The following is a 21,860-nucleotide window of genomic DNA, read 5'->3' as shown; positions in this document are numbered from 1 at the left end:
AGTCAAAGGCCGTTCTATTTTGCTTTTGGCCGTATTACTATGCTGCTTGGTGACACACACTATCGGGACTTATGGATCATCTGTCATTTTTCTGGGTTTCCCCGGATCGCGATAAATATTTGCGCTCCCTCGAAACCGAATTTTATAAACGTGCTGTCGAAACCGTACGCGTCAACCGCCTTACCCTCCCCCCTTTACCGGACACCATTCTGTCGATACAACGCGCGAGTCAGCAAGCTGATACTACAATGCGAGATATTGCGCTTCTCTTAATGGAAGATCCGAGCTTATCTGGTGCGGTACTTAAAGCGGCGAACTCTGCCCTGTTTGCTCCAAGGGCGACGGGCCAGTGCAAGAATATTCAAACTGCCGTTTCTCGACTTGGGGTTGATCGCGTGTTAGGTATCATTACCGCAACGGCCATTTACCAGTTAAAAAGTGATGCGATGTTTTCACGTGAATGCAACGCCCTGCTGAAACACAGCGCTCAACGATCACGCGAGTTTGCAGCTGCCATGGCATTAGTCACACAAACAGTGAGAAACTACTGCGACGAGCCTTTAGCAATAGAGCCAGAGAAAGCCTTGATTGTTGGTTTACTCGCCGATATCGGTTTATATTGTGTGATTGGCGAGTTTCAGCGATTCGTTAATCAAGGACACTACCTTAAATTTGATATCGCGGAACAAGTCTTTTTCTCTCTCGCCGGCGATTGCAGTCGGTTAGTACTGAAACAATGGCAATTTGATCGTGACTTCATTGAAGTTGCCATTAATAACAAGCTCTACACGAAGCCGCGCCCTGACATTACCTATCTTGATGTGGCAAGAATGGCTAACCACCTGCTGATGTTTCGGCGCAATGATGATGCTATTGAGGAACATGACGTTGAAATCACTGCCTCCGGTGCCGACGCGTTATATGAACTATCAAACCTTGATGATCACGAGTTTTCTCGCCAACTCAATCAAGTGATCGAAGCAAGTAGTATTTAATATTTACATCTGGTGGCACGATACAGGGCCACCTTTGTCTGATTTTATTGACCCGCCTATTAACCGATTGATAACCTCAAGCTCTACTTTCTTAACACCGAGCTAAATCAGATGTTTTCAGGGATGTTACTCATCTTCTCGCCGCTTATTATCGGCTATTTGATCCCCCTTAAGCAGGAGCGCTACCTCAACGCAGTGAATACCCTCACCATGCGGCTGGTGATGGTGATCTTAGTATTGATGGGCTTAAGTCTCGCGGGGCTGGATAACTTAGGGCAGCATATTTCCACCATTTTATATTTTGCAGTCACTTTCTTTGTCTGTATCGGGGCGGCGAACCTACTTGCTCTTCCGATTCTCGATAAACTTCTCCCGACCGAAACCCACGGACACCAACATAAGCTGACACTAGGTGCCATGATGTCAGAATCAGGCAAGCTTATCGCCGCGGTGGTAGTTGGCTTGGTAGTGGGGCTCTTACTCAACCAAGATCTTTCTTGGGTCGATACGGCCAGTGAGGGAATTTTATTACTTTTACTCTTACTGATTGGTATTCAGCTGCGCAACAGTGGCATGACACTGAAACAAATTATCCTCAATAAAAGTGGATTGATGATTGCTGCGCTTGTGGTTGTGACCTCGTTACCGGGAGGGCTTTTAGCGGCTTGGTGGCTCGATATTCCCTATCATCACGGATTGGCGATGGCATCCGGCTTTGGTTGGTATTCGTTGGCGGGGATCTTAATGGGCGACGGTTTAGGTCCTGTCTATGGCGGGGCTTCATTCATTCTCGAGCTCGCCCGCGAATTAGTGGCGATTATGATCATTCCCATGTTAATCCGTCGCTACCCGCTCACCGCGATTGGTTATGGCGGCGCCACCGCCATGGATTTCACCTTACCGATCATTCAAAGCACTGGTGGCATTCGCTGTGTACCTATTGCGATTGTCAGTGGCTTTATTCTCAGCTTGCTGGTCCCAATACTGATGTTGTTCTTCCTCTCCTTAGGGGCTTAACGATTCAGATATCATCCAATAAAAAAGGGGTAGCATTATGCTACCCCTTTATATGTCGCGAAGCATCCCAAGAGATTACTGCGCGCGCATCCAGTTATCCATTTCAGTACGCAGGTTATCTGATTTGGTACCAAAGATAGCTTGTACGCCACCCGATACCACAACCACGCCCGCGGCACCGAGTTGCTTCAGCTTGTCTTGGTCAACAATTTCAGTATCCGCAACCGAAACACGTAGACGTGTAATACATGCATCCAGACCGGTAATATTATCTTTACCACCGAAGGCTGCAACCAAGTCACCCGCAAGCTCTGAGCCCGTTGCCGTTGATGTTTCAATGGTTTCGTCTTCACGACCCGGTGTTTTCAGATCGAGAGTACGAATCACAACACGGAACACGATGTAGTACAGCACACCATAAGCAAGACCCAGGAGCACCAATGTGGTGACGTTCTCAGCGCGTGGCATTTGGACGATAAAGTCAATAAAGCCGTTCGAGAAGGTGTGACCATGAACAACACCCAGTGCGTTAGTCAGGACATACGCCGCGCCTGCCATAAGCGCGTGGATACCGTAAAGTACGGGCGCGATGAACAGGAACGAGAACTCGATAGGTTCAGTAATACCGGTTAAGAACGAAGTCAGTGCTGCTGATGCCATGATACCCATGATTTTGGCACGGTTCTCTGGCTTAGCAGAGTGCGCGATAGCAAACGCCGCCGCTGGCAGACCGAACATTTTGAACAAATAACCACCGGCAAGCTGACCAAAGCCATTGCCTGCTTCACGGGTGACATCGTTCGCGGTCAAGAAGCAGGTCATAATACCATTGACTTGCTCGCCCGCATTGTTCACACAGCTACCCGCTTCATAGAAGAAAGGTACGTTCCAGATGTGGTGCAAACCGAATGGGATAAGTGCACGCTCGACGACACCATAGATACCAAATGCAGTGACAGGATCTTGTGTCGCAGCCCAGTGAGAGAAAGAGGCGATACCACTGCCAATTGGTGGCCAGATAACAGAAAGGATCACACCAAGCGCAATAGAGATGAAACCGGTAATGATTGGCACCGACCGTTTACCGGCAAAGAAGCCAAGGTAGTCAGGCAGTTGAATCGTGTAGAAACGATTAAAGGTCCACGCGGCAACAGCACCAGAAAGAATACCGCCAAGTACCCCTGTCTTGATGACGTCAGCGCCCATAACCGGTGCCATCACATCAAGCGTTGCCACCATGATGCCATAACCGACAATCGCAGACAGACCCGAAACACCATCATTGTTGGTAAAGCCAAGGGCAACACCCACAGCAAACAGCAAGGCCATCTGACCAAATACAGACCCACCAGCTTGTTCCATCATTTGAGAAACAATATCTGGCATCCAGCTAAAGTTGGCAGCACCAACACCCAAGAGTATACCTGCAACCGGAAGCACAGATACTGGTAGCATCAGCGCCTTACCGACTTTTTGCAGATTTGCAAAGAGGTTTTTTGACATAGTTCTTGCTCCTGACAAGGACGTTTAACAATGTGTCTCTGTAGACTTACCTTTCAGTTCCCTCGCGAGAGGTCACTCGAAACAACAGGCGCCTAGAGCACAGACGATTTGTGATTATTGAACTCACCCAAACTATAAGGTGCTAATCATCACCTTGCCTATCAGTGACGATTCTACTGATTAAAAAGTAAATATAGATCACAATTAGGATTGACGACAAAAACAGCAAAAATTGTCATAACTATTTAATAAAAAAAGAATTATCTTATCGGAATGGCGTAAAGCGATAGATTAAAAAAATATCAACGTCGATCCTAACAAAGTTATTTCACGTAACAAATTAATACAGCGCGTAATACAAAGTGAAAAAAGCATTTTATTTATTATTTTTCATATAGATATGTATTTTATTGCGTCAGATCAATACTCTATTTTCACCCATATTAACGCGCTAAATTGACGCAAACATGACCAAAAATAGACAAAAAAATAACCAGAAAAGTCTGTGGACGATGAGGCTAAACGGCATAAAAAGAGTCGGTTTTTATACTCGCCGTGTAACAGCAAAAACAGAGAGGGAAAAAGCCCGATCGAACCATCGGGCTTGTTGAATTACAGAGGATTTGCGCTCGAAAAAAGTGCAAAAAAGTTTCTGCTAGTGACATCACAGACAGTCTCAACCGACTCACCTTTTAACATCGCCACATACTCAGCGACTTCTTTGACATACGCAGGCTGATTTTGTTTACCACGATGTGGAACAGGGGCCAAATAAGGCGAGTCTGTCTCAACTAGCAAGCGCTCAAGCGGTATGCGTCGCACCACATCTTTAAGCTCCGTGGCTTTATTAAAGGTCACAATCCCAGAGATAGATATGTAGAAGCCAAGCTCAATCGCCGCTTCTGCCATTTCATAGCTTTCTGTAAAGCAGTGTAGCACACCGCCAACGCGCTCTGCGCCTTCCTCGCGCAAGATAGCAAGGGTATCTTCACGCGCGGCACGTGTATGAATAATCAAAGGCTTGTTGAGCTCAACCGCGAGACGGACATGCTGACGAAAAATCGCTTGCTGCTGTTCAGCCAGTTCAGGCTGATAATGGTAATCAAGCCCCGTCTCTCCCACTGCCACGACGCGTTCATCGGCCGCAAGGGCTTTCAATCGGTCATAATCGAAGCCATTTTCGATATCCAGAGGATGCACGCCACACGAGGCGAAAACATGTGGGTAAGGTCGGATCATCTCGAGCATCGCCGGGAAGCTATCTAGCGTCACGCCAACGGAGAGAAAATAATCGACGCCCCTTGCCTGCGCTTTCTCCAAAACATCGGCAACATTCTGGTGCAACGAATCATAATCCAGTTTGTCGAGATGGCAATGAGAGTCTATTAACACGTTATTCTCCAATCGATAATAGCCATTGGCTAAGCACCAATTCGGTATTTAGCCCAGTATGAGTTTGTAGCTGGCGCTGCAGCTGGTGTAATTGTCGTAATGCCATATGGGTCTGCTGCGTACCCATGAGATTAGCCACATCAGCAACTTGCTGATGATGGTAACTGTGCACAATCGCATGTTGTGCCCCTTGTCGCCATTTAAGCACGTCGAGAAGAAAGTAGCTGAGCCAATCTAACGAGGCGGGATAGTGTGAGGTCAATACCGCTAAGGTATCAAACAAGCCCACGTGGGTCTTCACGTAGGTGGTAAAACCATTGATCACAGCATGGTGATGCTCTAACCCTCCCGATGCCACAAAGTCACGCGCAGCTAGCGGTGCCCCCCGGAATAGACCGACCGCATGATCAGGAACGGAACATTTCAGTGCTTGCTCAATCCAATATTTAGCAGATTCACCGTCTGGCTGTGGGGCTTTCCACACACTGCAACGGCTTATGATGGTTGCCAGTAAACTATCTAATGAATCTGTCAACAACACAAAATAACACCCTGCTGGTGGCTCTTCGAGCGATTTCAACAGCGCATTGGCCGCCGCCTCACCAAGACTTTCTACGCGTTCAATCACAATAAAACGTGCCCCGCCCAACTGTGACGTCTCTATTGCTTGACGTTGCACCTTTCGGATCGCATCAATGCCTATCTGCTTACCCGTTTTTTCAGGTGCTAGCCAATGCAAATCAGGGTGATTGCCGGCATCAAATAACTGACAACTATGACAATGCCCACAGGCGTTATCGGTTTGCGATTTACACAAACGCACCTTAGCAAGTTGGCTGGCCATCGCACGTCGACCACTTCCCGGCGGCGCGGACAGTAACACCGCATGAGGAAAGCGAGCGCTAGATAATAATTGTTGCCAGTGTGCCCAAACCGGTTCAAACCACGGGAAGACAAAAGGGGCTTGATGATTGGCGATTGCAGACTCATTCATAGCGTTTTTGTTGATTAAGCCAGTTAACTAATGCCGTTTTAATCGTCACGGTGACCGTTTCTAACGGTTGATTTGCATCAATGATCACCACACTCGGATCCTGGTGGGCTAGCGCTAAATAGCGTGCCCTCGTCCGCTCAAAAAAGTCGATCTGCATCTTCTCAATCCGATCCAACTCGCCACGACCACGCGCTCGCGCCAAGCCTATTTCCGGCTCGATATCCATATATAAGGTCAGTGAAGGTGAAAACTCACCAAGAACGGTGTCTTTAAGACTCTTCATGAGTGAGGTATCCATGCCGCGTCCACCACCTTGATAAGCTTGTGACGACATATCGTGGCGATCCCCAATCACCCACTGCCCTCTTGCCAGTGCTGGCTTAATCACATTTTCGACCAGCTGAACACGCGCAGCGTAAAGCATCAATAACTCGGCTTTGTCAGTTAGCGGCTCATCAGGGTGACCTTGTTTAACTAAGGTTCGCAACTGTTCCGCAAGCGGGGTGCCACCGGGTTCACGCGTAGTAATAACGTCATCGATGTCAAAATCATGCAGAACTTGTTTAACTTGGCTAATCGCCGTACTTTTGCCGGCGCCTTCTAAACCTTCTACTACGATAAAATGATTATTCATTGATTTTTCAACACTTTTAGATAATCACGCACCGCCCGATTGTGCTCGGCTAATGTCGTGGAAAATTGATGCCCGCCTTTGCCAGTGGCAACAAAGTAGTAATAATCAGTTTGCGCAGGCTGGGCCGCTGCAAAAATAGCTGCCTTGCCAGGCATCGCAATCGGTGTAGGGGGGAGCCCATTGATTACATAGGTATTGTATGGCGTGTGCGTACGTAGATCACGCTTGCGGATATTGCCATCATACTGATCACCCATACCATAAATAACGGTTGGATCAGTTTGCAAACGCATACCTCGCCGCAGGCGGTTAACAAATACAGAGGCGACTTTTTTGCGCTCGCTGACAACAGCGGTCTCTTTTTCAATAATGGAGGCTAGGATCAGCAATTCATAAGGTGTATCAACGGGTAAGTCATCAGTGCGTTGCTCCCACGCTTGTTGTGTCACTTCCTCCATCGCTCGTGATGCCCGCTGCAGTAGTGATAGGTCCGTATTACCCACATCATAAGAGTAGGTCTCTGGAAGCAATAAGCCCTCTAACTTTTTACGGCTAACACCAAGGCGTTGCGCAATGTTGCTTTCATCCCACGGCTGAAGTGTCTGCGTCAGATGAGGGGCGGATTGAATTTGCGCACGCCATTCAGCAAAAGTACTCCCCTCAACAAACGTGATGACATCTTGATATTGCTGGCCTGAGCGCAAGCTAGCAAAAACTTGTGCTAGGGTCTGTCCTGGCTCGATTTGAAAGGTCCCCGCTTGAATACGGGTCAATTCAGGATAAAGCCGTGGTGCCACCCTCGCCCATACACTTTCATCCACCCAGCCTTTGTCTTCAAACTGCCCCATTATCCGATGATAATGCGCGCCTGCCGGCACGGTGAATAATTGGGGAGCTTGAATAGATAGAGGCGTTGAGATGAATGCTTTCGTCTGCCACATTACGATCGCTGCAGATACCAAGACCAGCATCATCATCACACTGATCATCCCCAAAAGTCGCTTTTTTAGCACGCATTTAACCTCTGTTGTAATACCTGTGTCAGCGTATGTGTGTGGTAATCCGTTTGATTAATGGCGTTCACTGGAACCACCTTCATCAAGGTATTGGAGATAAATACCTCCTCGGCTTGCCAGAGTGCGGACTCTCCCAAGGAAACGGTCTGGCACTGATAATCGGGTAATCCATCGATCACAGCCATGATTTTTTCGCGCATCAGCCCCGCGACACCCGCATTGTCCAGTGAAGGAGTGTATACCACATGGCCGCTACGCCAGAAAAGGTTGGATGCAGTCGTTTCAACCAAGTGACCGAATACGTCTGTTACAACAAGATCATCCGCTGAGGTGTCGATCAGCGAACGCTTTAACAATACTTGCTCTAATCGATTTAAATGTTTTAACCCAGCGAGGAGCGGAGAAGCGCCTAACTGTATTGGTGTTGTAGCCAGCTTGACGCCTTCCTGTTGCCACTCACGATAGTGGGTCGGAAAAGGATGCAAACTGACAATAACCGTCGGTGAAATACAGCCTTGTGGGCTGTAACCTCGTCCGCCTTGGCCTCGAGTGATAATCACCTTTAGCGCTTGCTCACTCGTTGAGTGCCAGCATGCTTGCTCAAGGGTCTGAGCCAACCCAGTCCAATCTACTTGTTCAATCGCTAGACGCTGACAGGTATCTTGTAGACGCAATATGTGTGCATCACGATCAAGTAATACACCACGATACACATGGCCCGTGGTAAAACAGCCATCACCAAACTGTAGCCCTCGGTCTGCAGTGGCAAACTCGTGACAGGGTTGTCCATTCACCCAATGCATGCGTTAACCTCAATACTCAACAATCAAAAAAACAGCAATAAAAAACGGCCCGACAAGTCGGGCCGTTACTATATCAAACTCTTTTTACGCTGTGTGTAAACTCGGTAAGATCAAAGCTTTTTAAAGATCAAGGAGCCGTTTGTTCCACCAAAACCAAATGAATTACACAACGCGTAATCCATTTTAACGTCACGGGCTTGATGTGGAACATAATCGAGATCGCAGCCTTCATCAACATTATCTAGGTTAATGGTTGGCGGTACGATTTGATCAATCAGTGACATCGCCGTAATAATCGATTCGACAGATCCTGCCGCGCCAAGAAGGTGGCCAGTCATCGACTTCGTTGAAGAAACGAGGACATTATCAGCAGCTTCACCCATCGCACGGCGAACGGCTTTACTCTCAGCCACATCGCCTGCTGGTGTTGAGGTGCCATGCGCATTAATGTAGCCAATTTGCTCTGGGGAAATACCAGCGTCACGAATTGCCGCTTCCATCGCCAATGCAGCACCAGAACCGTCTTCACTCGGTGAGGTCATGTGGTAGGCATCACCACTCATCCCGAAACCGACGAGTTCACAATAAATATCCGCCCCACGTGCCTTCGCGTGCTCGTATTCTTCGAGCACCATGATTCCAGCGCCATCACCTAGCACAAAACCGTCACGGTCTTTATCCCAAGGGCGAGAGGCTGATTGTGGATCATCATTACGGGTCGACAAAGCTTTTGCCGCCGCAAAACCGCCAATACCCAGTTCAGTCGACGCTTTTTCTGCGCCACCCGCAACCATTGCATCAGCATCACCAAACGCAATCATACGCGCAGCATGGCCGATATTATGCAGACCTGTCGTACAAGCAGTAGAAATTGATATATTTGGACCGCGCATACCATAATTAATCGAGACATGGCCCGCAATCATATTGACGATAGTGGAGGGAACAAAGAAAGGGCTAATCTTACGTGGGCCTTTTTCCATGAATGCACGGTGGTTTTGTTCAATCAGGCCAAGACCACCAATACCTGATCCGATCGCCACACCAATACGGTGTGCATTGTGTTCGTCGACTTGCAATCCGGAGTCTTTAATGGCTTGAATACTGGCAGCAACACCGTATTGGATGAACAAGTCCATTTTTCGTGCATCTTTTCTCGACATGTAGTCTTCACAATTGAAGTCTTTCACCATACCGGCAAATTGAGTGGCAAAGTGACTGGCATCAAAGTGCTCAATCGCAGAAATACCGCTTTGCCCGGCTAGCAGAGCTTTCCATGAAGACTCAACTGAGTTACCCACGGGTGACAACATACCCATGCCAGTCACAACAACACGACGCTTAGACACGATGATATTCTCCGGAGAATATAAATTTGGAATTTAGAGTAGCTAAAAAAAACACAGGCGGTCGAGGAGACCGCCTGGTAGGAATCAGTGATTACGCTGAAGCGCCGACAACGTAGTCGATTGCCGCTTGCACAGTGGTAATCTTTTCAGCTTCTTCGTCTGGGATCTCTGTATCGAATTCCTCTTCAAGAGCCATTACTAGCTCAACGGTATCCAGAGAATCCGCGCCTAAGTCGTCTACAAATGAAGCTTCGTTTTTCACTTCTGCTTCGTCGACACCTAGTTGCTCAACGATGATTTTCTTTACGCGTTCTTCGATGTTGCTCATATTAATACTAGTCCTTACAAGATTCGCAGATGCGATATGTGCTGTAGTTTATTCATTAATGTGAAAGTTGCAAGACCTCCACGGCTGGTCAAACCACGATTTGGGGACAAATCAATCGGAGTTTGACGTGTGTCATTCGAGATTGCAACGGTCTCGATCAAATCATGTACATGCCGCCGTTGACGTTCAAGGTCTCGCCCGTCATGTATGCGGCATCGTCTGAGGCTAAAAAAGCCACCGTTGCAGCAATCTCTTTGGGATCGCCTAAACGCCCCGCAGGCACTTGTGCCAAGGTTGCTGCACGCTGATCATCGCTGAGGGCCTTGGTCATATCGGTTTCAATAAACCCAGGCGCAACGGTGTTAACAGTAATGCCACGCGCCGCTACTTCACGTGCCATGGATTTGGTAAAACCGATGACACCCGCTTTCGCCGCGGCATAATTGGCTTGTCCCGCATTCCCCATCACACCGACGACAGAGCCGATATTAATGATTCGGCCGCAGCGTTTTTTCATCATCGCACGCAAGACTGCCTTTGATAAACGGAAGATCGACGTCAAGTTGGTATCGATGATATCTTGCCACTCGTCGTCTTTCATACGCATCAATAGGTTATCACGAGTGATACCCGCGTTGTTAACCAGAATGTCAACATCGCCAAATTCTTTTTTAATGGTCTCAAGCACCTCAGCCACCGACTCCGGTGACGTGACATTAAGCGCCAACCCTTTACCGTTGTCACCCAGGTAGTCACTGATCGCTGCCGCGCCCTTTTCGCTGGTTGCAGTACCAATCACGGTCGCGCCTCGCTCAGCAAGCAACTCTGCGGTTGCACGGCCGATACCTCGACTCGCGCCAGTCACTAGCGCCACTTTTCCGTCTAGTTTCATTCGGTTACCCTTTTAGTTGATTCTGCCGACCTTAGTCGGCAGTCACAGAATGTTATTGCCCGCGTCGAAACGCTTATGCGTTCGCCGATGCTAAGCTCGCACTGTCGTTCACCGCCGCACTGCTCAGTGATTTGTTGATACGTTTAGTCAATCCGGTTAGCACTTTTCCTGGTCCGAATTCGAAGAGCTGCTCAACGCCTTCAGCCGCCATACGCTCAACGGTTTCCGTCCAGCGGACCGGGCTATGTAATTGACGCACCAAGGCCTCTTTAATCGCAGCCGGTTCAGTCGGTGTCGCCACGTCCGCATTGTTGATCACTGGGATGACAGGCACATTAAACGTCACCGATTCAAGCGCTTGCGCTAACTTCTCAGCCGCAGGCTTCATCAATGCACAATGAGAAGGCACAGAAACCGGCAACGGTAAAGCACGCTTGGCTCCGGCTTCTTTGCACAGCGCATTGGCTCGCTCGACCGCAGCTTTATTACCGGCAATCACGACCTGCCCAGGGGAGTTAAAGTTAACCGGTGAAACAACATCACCTTCAGCGGCTTGTTCGCAGGCAACTGCAATAGATTCATTATCAAGACCGATAATTGCTGACATTGCCCCCACGCCCGCAGGCACGGCTTCCTGCATCAACTGTCCGCGCAATTCAACCAGCTTAATCGCTTCTTTAAAGTCTAAGACACCCGCACAGACCAATGCTGAGTACTCACCCAAGCTATGCCCTGCAAGTACCGCAGGTGTCGTACCGCCTTGTGATTGCCACACACGCCAAATCGCCACTGATGCCGCCAATAGAGCTGGCTGGGTACGATGCGTTTCATTCAAGTCTGCATCGGGTCCTTGTTGAACCAATGCCCATAGATCATAACCAAGCACCTCTGACGCCTCTGCAAAGGTCTGCTGGACAACACCATATTGCTCGGCCAATTCACCCAGCATACCCACGGCTTGCGAGCCTTGACCAGGAAATACGATTGCTGTTTGAGTCATATTAGTTTCCTATTTATTTAGAATCTGACGAGTGCCGAACCCCACGCAAAACCGCCACCAAACGCCTCAAGTAATACCGTTTGGCCACGCTGAATTCGTCCATCACGGACCGCTTCATCCAGGGCTGTCGGGACCGAGGCCGCGGATGTATTGCCATGACGGTCAAGCGTCAACACAACTTGATCCATCGACATTGCAAGTTTTTTCGCGGTCGCTTTAATAATCCGATAGTTGGCTTGGTGTGGTACCAGCCAATCAATGTCCGACTTTTCAATTTGGTTAGCACTGAGCGTTTCTGTGACAATACTGGCCAGTTGTGTCACCGCGACTTTAAAGACTTCATTCCCCGCCATATAAAGCCACGCTTCGTCCGATAACGGAGATTGGCCACGCTCTGGATACTTAAGCTTCAAGAGCTCGCCAAATTTGCCATCCGCTTTTAAATGGGTAGACAAAATACCATCATGCTCATCGGCAGAAAGTACGGCAGCTCCGGCACCATCACCAAACAAGATGATGGTAGAGCGATCATTCGGATCACATGTATGAGAGAGACGATCTGCACCGATCACCAGCGCGTTTTTCGCCAATCCATTTTTAACATATTGATCGGCCACACTCAGCGCATAGACAAAACCTGAACACGCTGCGGCAATATCAAACGCCGGACAGCCCTGTACACCTAGCATCGCCTGCACATCGCAAGCCGCTGCCGGGAAAGCACGTTCACCGCTAGTGGTGGCAACGATAATGAGATCGATGTCATGTTTGTCGATAGCGGCCATATCAATCGCCTGCACGGCGGCCTGGTAGGCCATCGAGGCAACGGTATCGGTGGAAGCAGCAATGCGACGCTCTTTGATCCCCGTACGGGTCACAATCCATTCATCAGTGGTGTCTACCATCTGTTCAAGGTCAGCATTGGTGCGAACCTGTTCAGGCAAATAGCTGCCTGTGCCCAAAATCTTACTATACATGAAGACTACTAATGCCTCTCGAGAAGAACTGCCTCTAAACGGTCACTTATCTTAGTTGGGATTTGCCGTTCGACCTCGTGCACCGCTTCAAAAATAGCGTTTTCGTAAGCGGCGATATCAGCGCGTCCGTGGCTTTTTACAACGATGCTGCGCAATCCTAGCAAACTTGCGCCGTTGTACTGGTCGGGTTTCAGTTGTTGGAGTTGATTTAAAAGTTCAGAAAATAGCCATTTCGCCATCCAGCGCTTGATAGGATGCGGGCTGAGGTGTGATTTCACCTTATCGATGATCAAATTAGCAACACCTTCGCTGGTTTTTAACGCGACGTTACCGACAAAACCATCACAAACAATCACATCTGTTTCACCCGTGTAAATCTGGTCACCTTCGACATAACCGGTGTAATGTACCGACGGGCTTTGATGGAGCAGATCCGCACAGCGGCGAACCAGATCATTACCCTTGATCGCTTCTTCACCAATATTCAATAGCCCGATGCGCGGCGTATGCCCAAGCTCAGCCTCCGCCAAGACGGCACCCATGACAGCAAATTGAAACAAAGTATCGGCATCACATGCCACATTTGCACCTAAATCAAGCAGCCATTTACGCTGAAAGTTAGCACCGGGTAACGCAGTCACTAAGGCAGGACGGTCGATGCCGGGCAGGAGTTTAAGCAAGTATTTGGACAACGCCATGAGCGCCCCTGTATTACCTGCACTGACACATGCATCGGCTTCGCCATTAGCCACTTTTTCAAGGGCAACACGCATCGATGTGTCGGCACTACGCCGTAACGCCGTGGAAGGGCGCATATCATTAGGAATAACGTCCGGAGCATGGACGATGGACAATCTGGAGTGATGCTGGGCATTAAGCTGATGAAGCGACGCCTGTATGTGAGACTCATCCCCCACTAGGATCACTTTTAGGTCCGCAAAACGCGACAATGCCTGCACGGAGGCAGGCACTGTGACTTGGGGACCGAAGTCCCCGCCCATCGCATCGAGTGCAATGGTTAGCCTAGTCAAGGGTCAACCTTACTTGTTGATGACCTTGCGGCCACGGTAGAAACCGTCTGCGGTCACGTTGTGACGCAGGTGAGTTTCACCGCTGGTTTTGTCTACAGATACAGCTTGAGTACCCAGTGCATCGTGTGAACGACGCATACCACGCTTAGAACGGGTTTTACGGTTCTTTTGTACGGCCATTGACCCTACTCCTCGTTACTTTGCTTTAAGTTTTTTAGTACGGCAAACGGATTTGGACGCTCATCAGCAAGTGGGATTTCCCCATACACCATGTTGTCAGCACTGACTTTACAGTCAGTATCGTCGTGCATGGCGACTTGTGGCAAGGCCACAATCAATTCGTCTTCGACTAATTGAATCAGATCAATCTCACCGTTTTCGTCGACTAATGCCGGCTCATAAGCATCCGGTAAATTGCCAACCTGGTCATCATTGAAAACCGGGCTATAAACGAATTCAGTTTCATAGCGATACGATAATGGCCCCCAACAACGCTGACACTCAAGGTTAACTGACACGGCCGCACGACCGGTGACAATTTTTAGCCCTTGGGCGTCAATGTCGAACGAAAGCATCACTTCCGCATCACTATCGATGCTTTGGGTTGCCTCACCGAGGCGCGTCAATAGCGTCTTGTCTACGATACCATCATAGTCGAGTTGCTTTTGCGCACAACGGAATGGATCAACCGTCAGCGGTAGCTTTACCTTCTGCATAGGGCGCGAATATTAGCCTCCAAATGCGCTGGAGTCAAAGAAAATGTTGCCTGCACGTCGGTGTTAAGGCTCGACCCCGGCTCAGTTGGTTTGCCGAGATCGCGCCAGTCATCTTTTCAGGTTAGACTGAGTGCGGAGAATTAACAAAAATCGATCACGCGCTAGTCGTTCAGTCACACTAACGCGCTCAATAAAGGAAAGGTTATGCATACCACACAGCCGCCAAAAATTGTGTTGGCATCAAGCTCACCCTATCGTCAGGCAATCTTTAAAAAATTCGCCCTCCCCTTTACCACCTTCTCTCCCGCCATTGACGAAAGTCGGCAAGAGAACGAGCGTGCAACCGACCTCGTCGAACGACTCGCGTTAGAAAAAGCAATGGCTGGGATGCCAATGTTCGATAACGCACTCATTATCGGCTCAGATCAAGTCTGTATGATTGACGAGGAAGTGCTGGGCAAGCCGCATGAACGAGACGTCGCGATTGAGCAGTTAAAGCGCGCCAGTGGCAAGCAAGTCACTTTTTATACTGGGATAGCATTGATCAATAGCGAGACGGGTGAGCACCAATCAGACGTCGAACCTTTTCATGTCGATTTTCGTGAGTTGAGTGAAGAAGAAATTGTCCGCTACATCGACAAAGAGCTGCCACTCGATTGCGCGGGCAGCTTTAAATGCGAAGGCTTGGGAATTGCGTTATTTAACGCCATGCATGGCCGCGATCCCAACACCCTTGTGGGTCTGCCACTAATGCGACTGCGCGAGATGTTGGAAAAGGAAGGTATCGACGTGATCTAGTGGCTATATACACCACGTTGGCGCTCCCTGCCTTAAGGGCAACATGACTAGGATATTGTTTATACTCTTGCGTATTGTGCGTATAGCACATCAGCGAAATCCAATTCACTAATTTCTCCCAAAACAAGGTCTCGAACAGCATCCGCAAGGAGATCGTTATCATGTACGATTTCGAAGTCGTTGAGTGAAAGGTACTCCAGAGCAACCGCCAGACCAGTACGCTTGTTTGCATCCGGTAGCGCGTGAGCTACTGCAATACATGCTGTATACTTTGCGGCGATCTCAAATACGTCATCTAAGCCGTCGTAAATAATTGCATTGTCAATTCTACTCAAAGCACCTTGTAGTTTTCCGAGATCTACCGCGCCCTGCATCCCGGGACCAGACGCTAAGATCAAAGCGTTTATCTCAATAACGCGCTCGAAGGGAAAACAAATGATATCCATCACATATCAGCTAGCTTTTTAAACGTATTCACGTGTGTTCGCAAAGCCAGTTTAGTCTCAGACTTAATAATCTGACGTCCAAGATCGCCCGATAAATCAATGCCTTTCTTCGCTTTGATCTTTGGTCTTTGGATTGCTTTAACGCCATAAGTTTCAATTTTTCTGTTCATATTTTCACTTCCACCATACTCCATTGCTCATCATGGTCTATATCTTTGGGTACTGCAAGATAGCGCTCAGACCTTAACAACTACTAGTATCTCTCTATCATCAGCTCGTTTAGGCTGTTTAATACGGCAACTGGCTCATAGGTCGAGAGGCTGGCGGCGCCTTCTACGCCCCAAGTGACGGCAAGCCTTGCCATACCCGCATTGATGGCCAATTGCATATCATGCCCCGTATCACCAATCATCAGCGCTCTATCACGTGGAATACCTGTTTGCGCTAACACTTCATCCAACATTTGAGGATCCGGCTTAGAGGCCGTTTCATCGGCGCATCGGGTCACCGAAAACAAATCGTGAGTTCCCGTTTCCGCCATTGCCCGATCGAGTCCAGCGCGTGACTTCCCGGTTGCCACCGCTAATTGAAACCCCTGCGCTTTTAATTCGACTAAGGTCTCTTTTACGCCAGGATAAAGCTGACATGGTGTCGGATTGTCGTGGACAAATTGCTGACGATAATGCGCAATCCAATTCGGATACCAAGCCGGATCAGCGTCGGGATAGAGTAATTGATAGCCCTTTTCCAAACTCAAACCGATCATGGATTGCAAGCGTTCTGGAGGCAAAATAGGCAATTGCCCTGTCAACCGTGCCGCCGCATCAAGACTCGAAACGATGCGCCCAATCGAATCCATCACGGTGCCATCCCAATCAAAAATCAATAGCGAATAAGGGGCAATCGCGGGGTGCGGTTTTCTTATCCCTATATTCGACGCCACGTCACCGTCAACGGCACTCGGTGGTTCAATGTTCATTTTTACCTCGTGTTTTCAACACTCACTATTGTAATTATCCGTTGCCACCGACTTCGCATTCACGTGCTACGAAGACGGAATACGGAATACGGAATACGGAAAAAATTATGCAGTTTTGGCTCTTAGCCCTTTAAGAGCACGCTCGAGTTTGGGCTCCATCGGGGCATTAAGGGTCATGACTTCCTCATTGCCTGGGTGAGTAAAGCGGATAGCAGCGGCATGCAAAAACAAGCGATCGAGTCCCACCGACTTGGTATAAGCATCAAAACGGGGATCACCGTAGCGATCGTCCCATGCCAAGGGGTGACCCATATACTGAGCATGCACGCGGATTTGGTGCGTCCGCCCTGTCACTGGACTGGCCTGCACTAAGGTGGCCTCTGCAAAACTTTCAATCACTTTGAAACGGGTTTCAGACGGTTTTCCCTTGGGGTTAACACGTACGATGCTATTAACGTCATTCTTCAACAATGGTGCAGTGACTTTGCGCTGTTTCGCAGGCCACTTCCCCATCACTAAAGCGTAATAATCTTTGCGCACCGTCTTTTCACGAAATTGCGCTTGCAAATGACGCAATGCCGAACGCTTTTTAGCAATCAATAGGATCCCAGACGTGTCTCGATCAATCCGATGAACAAGCTCTAAAAAGCGCGCGGTTGGTCGAAGAGCCCGCATAGCTTCTATCGCGCCAAACTGTAGCCCACTTCCCCCGTGCACTGCCGTGCCTGAAGGTTTGTTGAGTACCAGCAAATGCTCGTCTTCATGCAAAATGCAATGTTCAAGCGCGGCCACTTTATCTAATTTGGTGCTGGGTGCGGCTTTCTCATCTTTGTCGGGAAGACGGATGGGCGGCACACGGATCACATCACCGGCCTGAAGTTTATATTCTGGTTTTATACGTTTTTTGTTAACTCGTACCTCGCCTTTACGAAGAACGCGATAAATCATACTTTTCGGGACATTTTTCAGCTGATTTCGCAGAAAATTGTCGATACGCTGGCCCGCGATGTCGTCATCGATGTCGATGAATCGCACTTGAGATTTTTGTTCTGTCATAACGTCCTATTCTACCTCTAAGCGCGCCGATATGCACCTGCTAGACGCGATAAAGCCTCCTAGCCGCTCCTTGTTTACTCGGCGAACAAACAAGGATACGGATAGACGACTGGGACAGGATCGTGCAAAAAAACGTCATATTCACGCTGTTTTTCTACCAAGGCAACATAAGCCAGTAAAGCCGATTGCTGGACTCTGGTCTCCCTGCTATAGTTGCGGCGTTAGTCAGAAAAGCAAACGCTTATCTGAAACACGGGTTCTTGCCTGTGGCCAAAGTTTCGCTCTTGTGAAAGGGGCAAACTATTGTGAACCAAGCAGTCGAGTACCGTCTCGCGGTTCTTACCGCAATAGAACCATAATTCCGAATGCTTTTAAGGCGTTACGCGGCAATTGGCGTAAGACGTAACCCCAAAAGCACCCGTTAGTGTGTTGACACGAGGCAATCAGTCAGTGTCAGAGCTATCCGCCATCGGTAAAAACGGCGGACGCCAACTGCGTAATCCGGTGAGCCACAAAAACCGTTGCAGCTGGCCGATTAAAACTTGCCCGAGCGCACCCCTGATTTTCTCCAGCCGGGAGGCTGCATCATATCAGACTTGGGGTCAGGCAGCATTGACGACTGCTCTCGTCATCAACCGCTAATAACAACGATAAATAAATGAGAAAAATCAGATGAAAAGAATGTTGATTAACGCGACTCAGAAGGAAGAGTTGCGCGTCGCATTGGTTGACGGTCAACGGCTATACGATCTCGATATCGAAAGTCCTGGCCATGAATCGAAAAAAGCTAATATTTACAAAGGACGCATTACCCGTATTGAACCCAGCCTGGAAGCGGCATTTGTTGATTACGGCGCAGACAGACACGGTTTCCTCCCACTAAAAGAAATCGCCCGCGAATACTTCCCTTCCGGTTATACCTATCAAGGCCGTCCCAACATCAAAGATGTGGTGAAAGAAGGCCAGGAAGTGATTGTCCAAGTGGACAAAGAAGAACGCGGCAACAAAGGTGCGGCATTGACCACCTTTGTATCACTGGCCGGTAGCTATCTAGTTCTGATGCCCAATAACCCACGTGCAGGCGGTATCTCTCGCCGCATCGAAGGGGAAGAGCGCAGTCAGTTAAAAGAAGCCATGTCGGGTTTAGAACTGCCTCAAGGCATGGGTCTCATCGTGCGTACCGCCGGTGTCGGCAAATCTGCCGAAGAGCTTGAGTGGGATTTAAAAGTCCTGCTTAATCATTGGCAAGCGGTCAAAGAAGCGGCGGCGTCCAACCCCGCGCCTTTCCTTATCCACCAAGAAAGTAACGTGATTGCGCGTGCAATCCGTGACTACTTGCGTCGTGATATTGGCGAGATTTTGATCGACAGCGAAAAAGTCTTCAACCGTGCGCAAGAGCATATCAAACTGGTTCGCCCGGACTTTGTTAGTCGGATTAAATTTTATGATGGCGAAGTGCCACTGTTTAGTCACTATCAAATCGAAAGCCAGATAGAATCCGCGTTCCAACGCGAAGTGCGCTTGCCTTCAGGTGGGTCGATTGTGATTGACCCCACCGAAGCGCTAACCTCTATCGATATCAACTCTGCCCGGGCCACTAAAGGCAGTGATATCGAAGAAACAGCACGCCAAACTAACGTCGAAGCGGCAGAAGAAATTGCCCGTCAGTTACGTTTACGTGACCTCGGTGGCTTGGTAGTGATCGACTTTATCGATATGACACCGGTTCGCCACCAGCGTGAAGTGGAAAATAAACTGCGTGATTCTGTCCGTATGGACCGTGCACGCGTGCAGATCGGTCGTATTTCACGATTTGGCTTGCTCGAAATGTCACGTCAGCGCTTAAGCCCTTCATTGGCTGAAGCCAGTCACCACATTTGCCCTCGCTGTAAAGGCACAGGTGTGATCCGTGATAACGAATCGCTAGCCCTGTCTATTCTTCGTTTGATGGAAGAAGAGGCAATGAAAGAGAACACAGCGCAAGTACTGGGTATTGTCCCTGTGCCTGTGGCCTCTTATCTACTTAACGAAAAACGCCGTTCGGTCCAACACATTGAGAAATATCACAATGTGAAGGTGGTTGTCGTCCCTAATGACGAAATGCAAACCCCGCATTTTGACGTGGTTCGTGTCCGCGGTGGCGAAGAAATGGCGAACCTGTCTTATCAGTTGCCCAGTCAAATCGACGCACTGAAAGAAGCCGAAGCGCGTGAAGAGCCACAACAAGCACGCCCAGCGAAAAAACGTGAAGAGCCTGTTCTACAAGGCTTTGCTGCACCAAGTACCCCGGCACCAAGCGCATCTAAACCATCGGCATCAGCCAATGAGCCAGCAACTGCCGCGACGCCTAGCCTTTTCGCTAAAGTCGGTAAATTTATCTCTGGTTTATTCAGCGCTCCGGCCCGTGACGAGGCGTCAAGCCCATCGTCAACAAAAGCGGCGCAGCCAGAGTCCTCTCGCCAAGGGAAAAACCAAAAGCAAACGCAAGATCAACCCGGTCATCGTAATAAGTCTCGCGGCAATGATAGGCCACAGCAAAAAGACGATCAAAGCGATAATACGGGTAACGAACGCGGGCGAAATAATAAACAACGTCGTCAAAACAAACCGCAGGAAGAGCGTCGCGACAACAATCGTAAAGGCAAGAAGCCGCGCAACGATAACCGTAACGACAAAGCAGAAAAACCAGCGGTACACGAAAAGGACGACAGTAAAGCGACGAAGCCGCAGGCTGAAAAAGCAGAGAATAAAGGTAATAAGCAACACGACCAAAAGGCGGAGCAAACTGAACAAGTTAAACAGCGCCGTCAGCGTCGTAAGCTTAACCGTACCGTGCGCATCAACAAAGAAACGCCAGATGTGAACGTACCGGCACCGGCAGAAACTGCCGCCGATAAGGGTAAAGATTTGCATCAAGTTGGCGCTGAAGTCGCACAACAAGCAAAACAACAACCTGAAAACGGCAAAAAAGAAGGCCAGCAAGACAAACGCCGCAATCGCCGCTCACCACGTCATCTTCGCGCCAGCGGTCAACGCCGTCGCCGTCGTCCGATGGTGAAAAGCCCAATGCCACTGACAACGGGTATGGCCTCACCTGAAATGGCGATGGGTAAAGTATGGTCAGCAGAACAACCGGTGAAAGTGAAGCAAGATCGCCGTCGTCAAGACAAACGCCAGGATAACAAACCCATGATGAGCGGCGTTGCTCGCCCAGAAATGGCAATGGGTAAAGTTATTATCATGCAAACCAAGCCGGCTGACGCAGAAGGCGTATCAACACATTCTGCGCCTTTAGTGAAGGTTCCCGAGCCTGAACACAAACCAGTACAGCGCGAGGAAACAGCGGCGATTGAAGCGAGCCCCGAAGTGGCTGTCCCTACCGCACCCGCGACCACACCGGAGCATGATTCAGAGGTTGATTTGGTGACCGAAAAGGTAATTGAGCGGGAAGTCGAGATCAATGCCCCGACTGCAACCATTCAATATCGCCGTGCCACATCACCGATGATGAAAGCACCGGCACCGAACCAACCGGTTGATCACAGCCCTGTGGCAGTCGCTGCCTTTAAAGCGCCTAACCCAGAAGCGAAAGCAGCGGGAAGCGCCGAGGCACGTGCGTCTGCCTACGCACCGGCGACCAAACCTCAGTATTAATTCCGTTTACTTTCGGAATGCTAAAGGCCTCGGCATCTGTCGAGGCCTTTTTTATTTGACCTTTCTTCCATGAAATAACGTGGGCAAAACATACGCAATCTTGCAGCGATACACGGAAAAGTGCGTCGATCGGCACGCTTCTATCGACACTTCCTTGTCAAAGCGAAAAAACTCAGTAACGTCAAGGCAGACAATGATTGTCGTGTCGTCGCGCGAGAAACAGGCTCATCAGAGGCTTAGACGCTGGCCACGACATTGGAACGTTGCTGTAGGGAAGATG

At 49.2% G+C, this 21,860-nt stretch carries 22 protein-coding genes; 4 read left to right on the top strand and 18 right to left on the bottom strand.

Annotated elements, in window-relative coordinates; all coding sequences use genetic code 11:
• The first annotated feature begins 71 nt into the window (after positions 1 to 71).
• Positions 72 to 995 carry an HDOD domain-containing protein gene (locus tag BUQ98_RS02845; RefSeq protein WP_074212411.1) on the top strand — a complete coding sequence of 308 codons (924 nt, stop codon included), beginning with the start codon at positions 72 to 74 and terminating at the stop codon, positions 993 to 995.
• Positions 996 to 1,106: 111 nt separating this feature from the next.
• Positions 1,107 to 2,012, top strand: a complete 906-nt coding sequence (locus BUQ98_RS02840; RefSeq protein WP_074212410.1) for a LysO family transporter — start codon at positions 1,107 to 1,109, stop codon at positions 2,010 to 2,012.
• A 75-nt stretch (positions 2,013 to 2,087) separates the two neighbouring features.
• Here BUQ98_RS02840 and ptsG read toward each other — a convergent pair whose 3' ends face one another.
• The 14 genes from ptsG to yceD all read right to left on the bottom strand — a co-directional run bounded on the left by ptsG (position 2,088) and on the right by yceD (position 14,647).
• Positions 2,088 to 3,515 (bottom strand): PTS glucose transporter subunit IIBC, encoded by a 1,428-nt coding sequence (gene ptsG, locus BUQ98_RS02835; protein ID WP_074212409.1) that lies wholly within the window; start codon positions 3,513 to 3,515, stop codon positions 2,088 to 2,090.
• Between the two features lie 612 nt (positions 3,516 to 4,127).
• On the bottom strand, positions 4,128 to 4,907 hold the full coding sequence (locus BUQ98_RS02830) for a TatD family hydrolase (protein WP_074212408.1): 780 nt from the start codon (positions 4,905 to 4,907) through the stop codon (positions 4,128 to 4,130).
• Between the two features lies 1 nt (position 4,908).
• A complete protein-coding gene (holB, locus tag BUQ98_RS02825) occupies positions 4,909 to 5,901 on the bottom strand; it encodes a DNA polymerase III subunit delta' (RefSeq protein WP_074212407.1) in 993 nt (330 codons plus the stop codon).
• Positions 5,894 to 6,535, bottom strand: coding sequence for a dTMP kinase (tmk, locus tag BUQ98_RS02820; protein WP_074212406.1), 642 nt, complete (start codon positions 6,533 to 6,535; stop codon positions 5,894 to 5,896). Before tmk ends, holB begins: the two co-directional genes overlap by 8 nt.
• Positions 6,532 to 7,548 carry an endolytic transglycosylase MltG gene (gene mltG / locus BUQ98_RS02815; RefSeq protein WP_074212405.1) on the bottom strand — a complete coding sequence of 339 codons (1,017 nt, stop codon included), beginning with the start codon at positions 7,546 to 7,548 and terminating at the stop codon, positions 6,532 to 6,534. The genes tmk and mltG overlap by 4 nt, the downstream gene beginning before the upstream one ends.
• A complete protein-coding gene (gene pabC, locus BUQ98_RS02810) occupies positions 7,542 to 8,354 on the bottom strand; it encodes an aminodeoxychorismate lyase (protein ID WP_074212404.1) in 813 nt (270 codons plus the stop codon). The genes mltG and pabC overlap by 7 nt, the downstream gene beginning before the upstream one ends.
• Before the next feature lie 110 nt (positions 8,355 to 8,464).
• The gene (gene fabF, locus BUQ98_RS02805) at positions 8,465 to 9,703 is read right to left on the bottom strand and encodes a beta-ketoacyl-ACP synthase II (RefSeq protein ID WP_074212403.1); all 1,239 of its coding nucleotides are present in this window, start codon (positions 9,701 to 9,703) and stop codon (positions 8,465 to 8,467) included.
• A gap of 91 nt (positions 9,704 to 9,794) precedes the next feature.
• Positions 9,795 to 10,031: an acyl carrier protein gene (gene acpP / locus BUQ98_RS02800; protein WP_046075439.1), complete on the bottom strand. Its 237-nt coding sequence runs from the start codon at positions 10,029 to 10,031 to the stop codon at positions 9,795 to 9,797.
• A 157-nt stretch (positions 10,032 to 10,188) separates the two neighbouring features.
• Entirely contained in the window at positions 10,189 to 10,923 is a 735-nt protein-coding gene (gene fabG, locus BUQ98_RS02795; RefSeq protein ID WP_074212402.1) for a 3-oxoacyl-ACP reductase FabG, read from the bottom strand.
• 73 nt (positions 10,924 to 10,996) lie between these two features.
• Positions 10,997 to 11,923: an ACP S-malonyltransferase gene (gene fabD / locus BUQ98_RS02790; RefSeq protein ID WP_074212401.1), complete on the bottom strand. Its 927-nt coding sequence runs from the start codon at positions 11,921 to 11,923 to the stop codon at positions 10,997 to 10,999.
• A gap of 17 nt (positions 11,924 to 11,940) precedes the next feature.
• Positions 11,941 to 12,900, bottom strand: coding sequence for a beta-ketoacyl-ACP synthase III (locus BUQ98_RS02785; RefSeq protein WP_074212400.1), 960 nt, complete (start codon positions 12,898 to 12,900; stop codon positions 11,941 to 11,943).
• 8 nt (positions 12,901 to 12,908) lie between these two features.
• Entirely contained in the window at positions 12,909 to 13,931 is a 1,023-nt protein-coding gene (gene plsX, locus BUQ98_RS02780) for a phosphate acyltransferase PlsX (protein ID WP_074212399.1), read from the bottom strand.
• Positions 13,932 to 13,940: 9 nt separating this feature from the next.
• Entirely contained in the window at positions 13,941 to 14,111 is a 171-nt protein-coding gene (gene rpmF / locus BUQ98_RS02775; protein ID WP_021023155.1) for a 50S ribosomal protein L32, read from the bottom strand.
• Positions 14,112 to 14,116: 5 nt separating this feature from the next.
• The gene (gene yceD / locus BUQ98_RS02770) at positions 14,117 to 14,647 is read right to left on the bottom strand and encodes a 23S rRNA accumulation protein YceD (protein WP_074212398.1); all 531 of its coding nucleotides are present in this window, start codon (positions 14,645 to 14,647) and stop codon (positions 14,117 to 14,119) included.
• A 204-nt stretch (positions 14,648 to 14,851) separates the two neighbouring features.
• On the opposite strand from yceD, the gene BUQ98_RS02765 reads away from it, so the two are divergent.
• Complete coding sequence (locus tag BUQ98_RS02765; protein WP_074212397.1) at positions 14,852 to 15,445, top strand: Maf family protein; 594 nt, start codon at positions 14,852 to 14,854, stop codon at positions 15,443 to 15,445.
• Positions 15,446 to 15,504: 59 nt separating this feature from the next.
• Here the strand turns inward: BUQ98_RS02765 and BUQ98_RS02760 are convergent, their stop codons facing one another.
• From BUQ98_RS02760 to rluC, 4 genes are all read right to left on the bottom strand, one after another.
• Entirely contained in the window at positions 15,505 to 15,891 is a 387-nt protein-coding gene (locus tag BUQ98_RS02760; RefSeq protein ID WP_074212396.1) for a type II toxin-antitoxin system death-on-curing family toxin, read from the bottom strand.
• Entirely contained in the window at positions 15,891 to 16,061 is a 171-nt protein-coding gene (locus BUQ98_RS02755) for an acetyltransferase (RefSeq protein ID WP_074213555.1), read from the bottom strand. The genes BUQ98_RS02760 and BUQ98_RS02755 overlap by 1 nt, the downstream gene beginning before the upstream one ends.
• Before the next feature lie 83 nt (positions 16,062 to 16,144).
• Entirely contained in the window at positions 16,145 to 16,870 is a 726-nt protein-coding gene (locus BUQ98_RS02750) for an HAD-IIIA family hydrolase (RefSeq protein ID WP_083605174.1), read from the bottom strand.
• Positions 16,871 to 16,975: 105 nt separating this feature from the next.
• Complete coding sequence (rluC, locus tag BUQ98_RS02745; RefSeq protein ID WP_074212395.1) at positions 16,976 to 17,926, bottom strand: 23S rRNA pseudouridine(955/2504/2580) synthase RluC; 951 nt, start codon at positions 17,924 to 17,926, stop codon at positions 16,976 to 16,978.
• A gap of 681 nt (positions 17,927 to 18,607) precedes the next feature.
• Between rluC and rne the strand changes: the two genes are divergently transcribed.
• Positions 18,608 to 21,580, top strand: coding sequence for a ribonuclease E (gene rne / locus BUQ98_RS02740; protein WP_074213553.1), 2,973 nt, complete (start codon positions 18,608 to 18,610; stop codon positions 21,578 to 21,580).
• The last annotated feature ends 280 nt before the right edge of the window (positions 21,581 to 21,860 follow it).

It is taken from the genome of Salinivibrio sp. ES.052, assembly GCF_900141775.1.
Taxonomy (GTDB): domain Bacteria; phylum Pseudomonadota; class Gammaproteobacteria; order Enterobacterales; family Vibrionaceae; genus Salinivibrio.
This window is presented reverse-complemented; position numbering and strand designations above follow the sequence as displayed.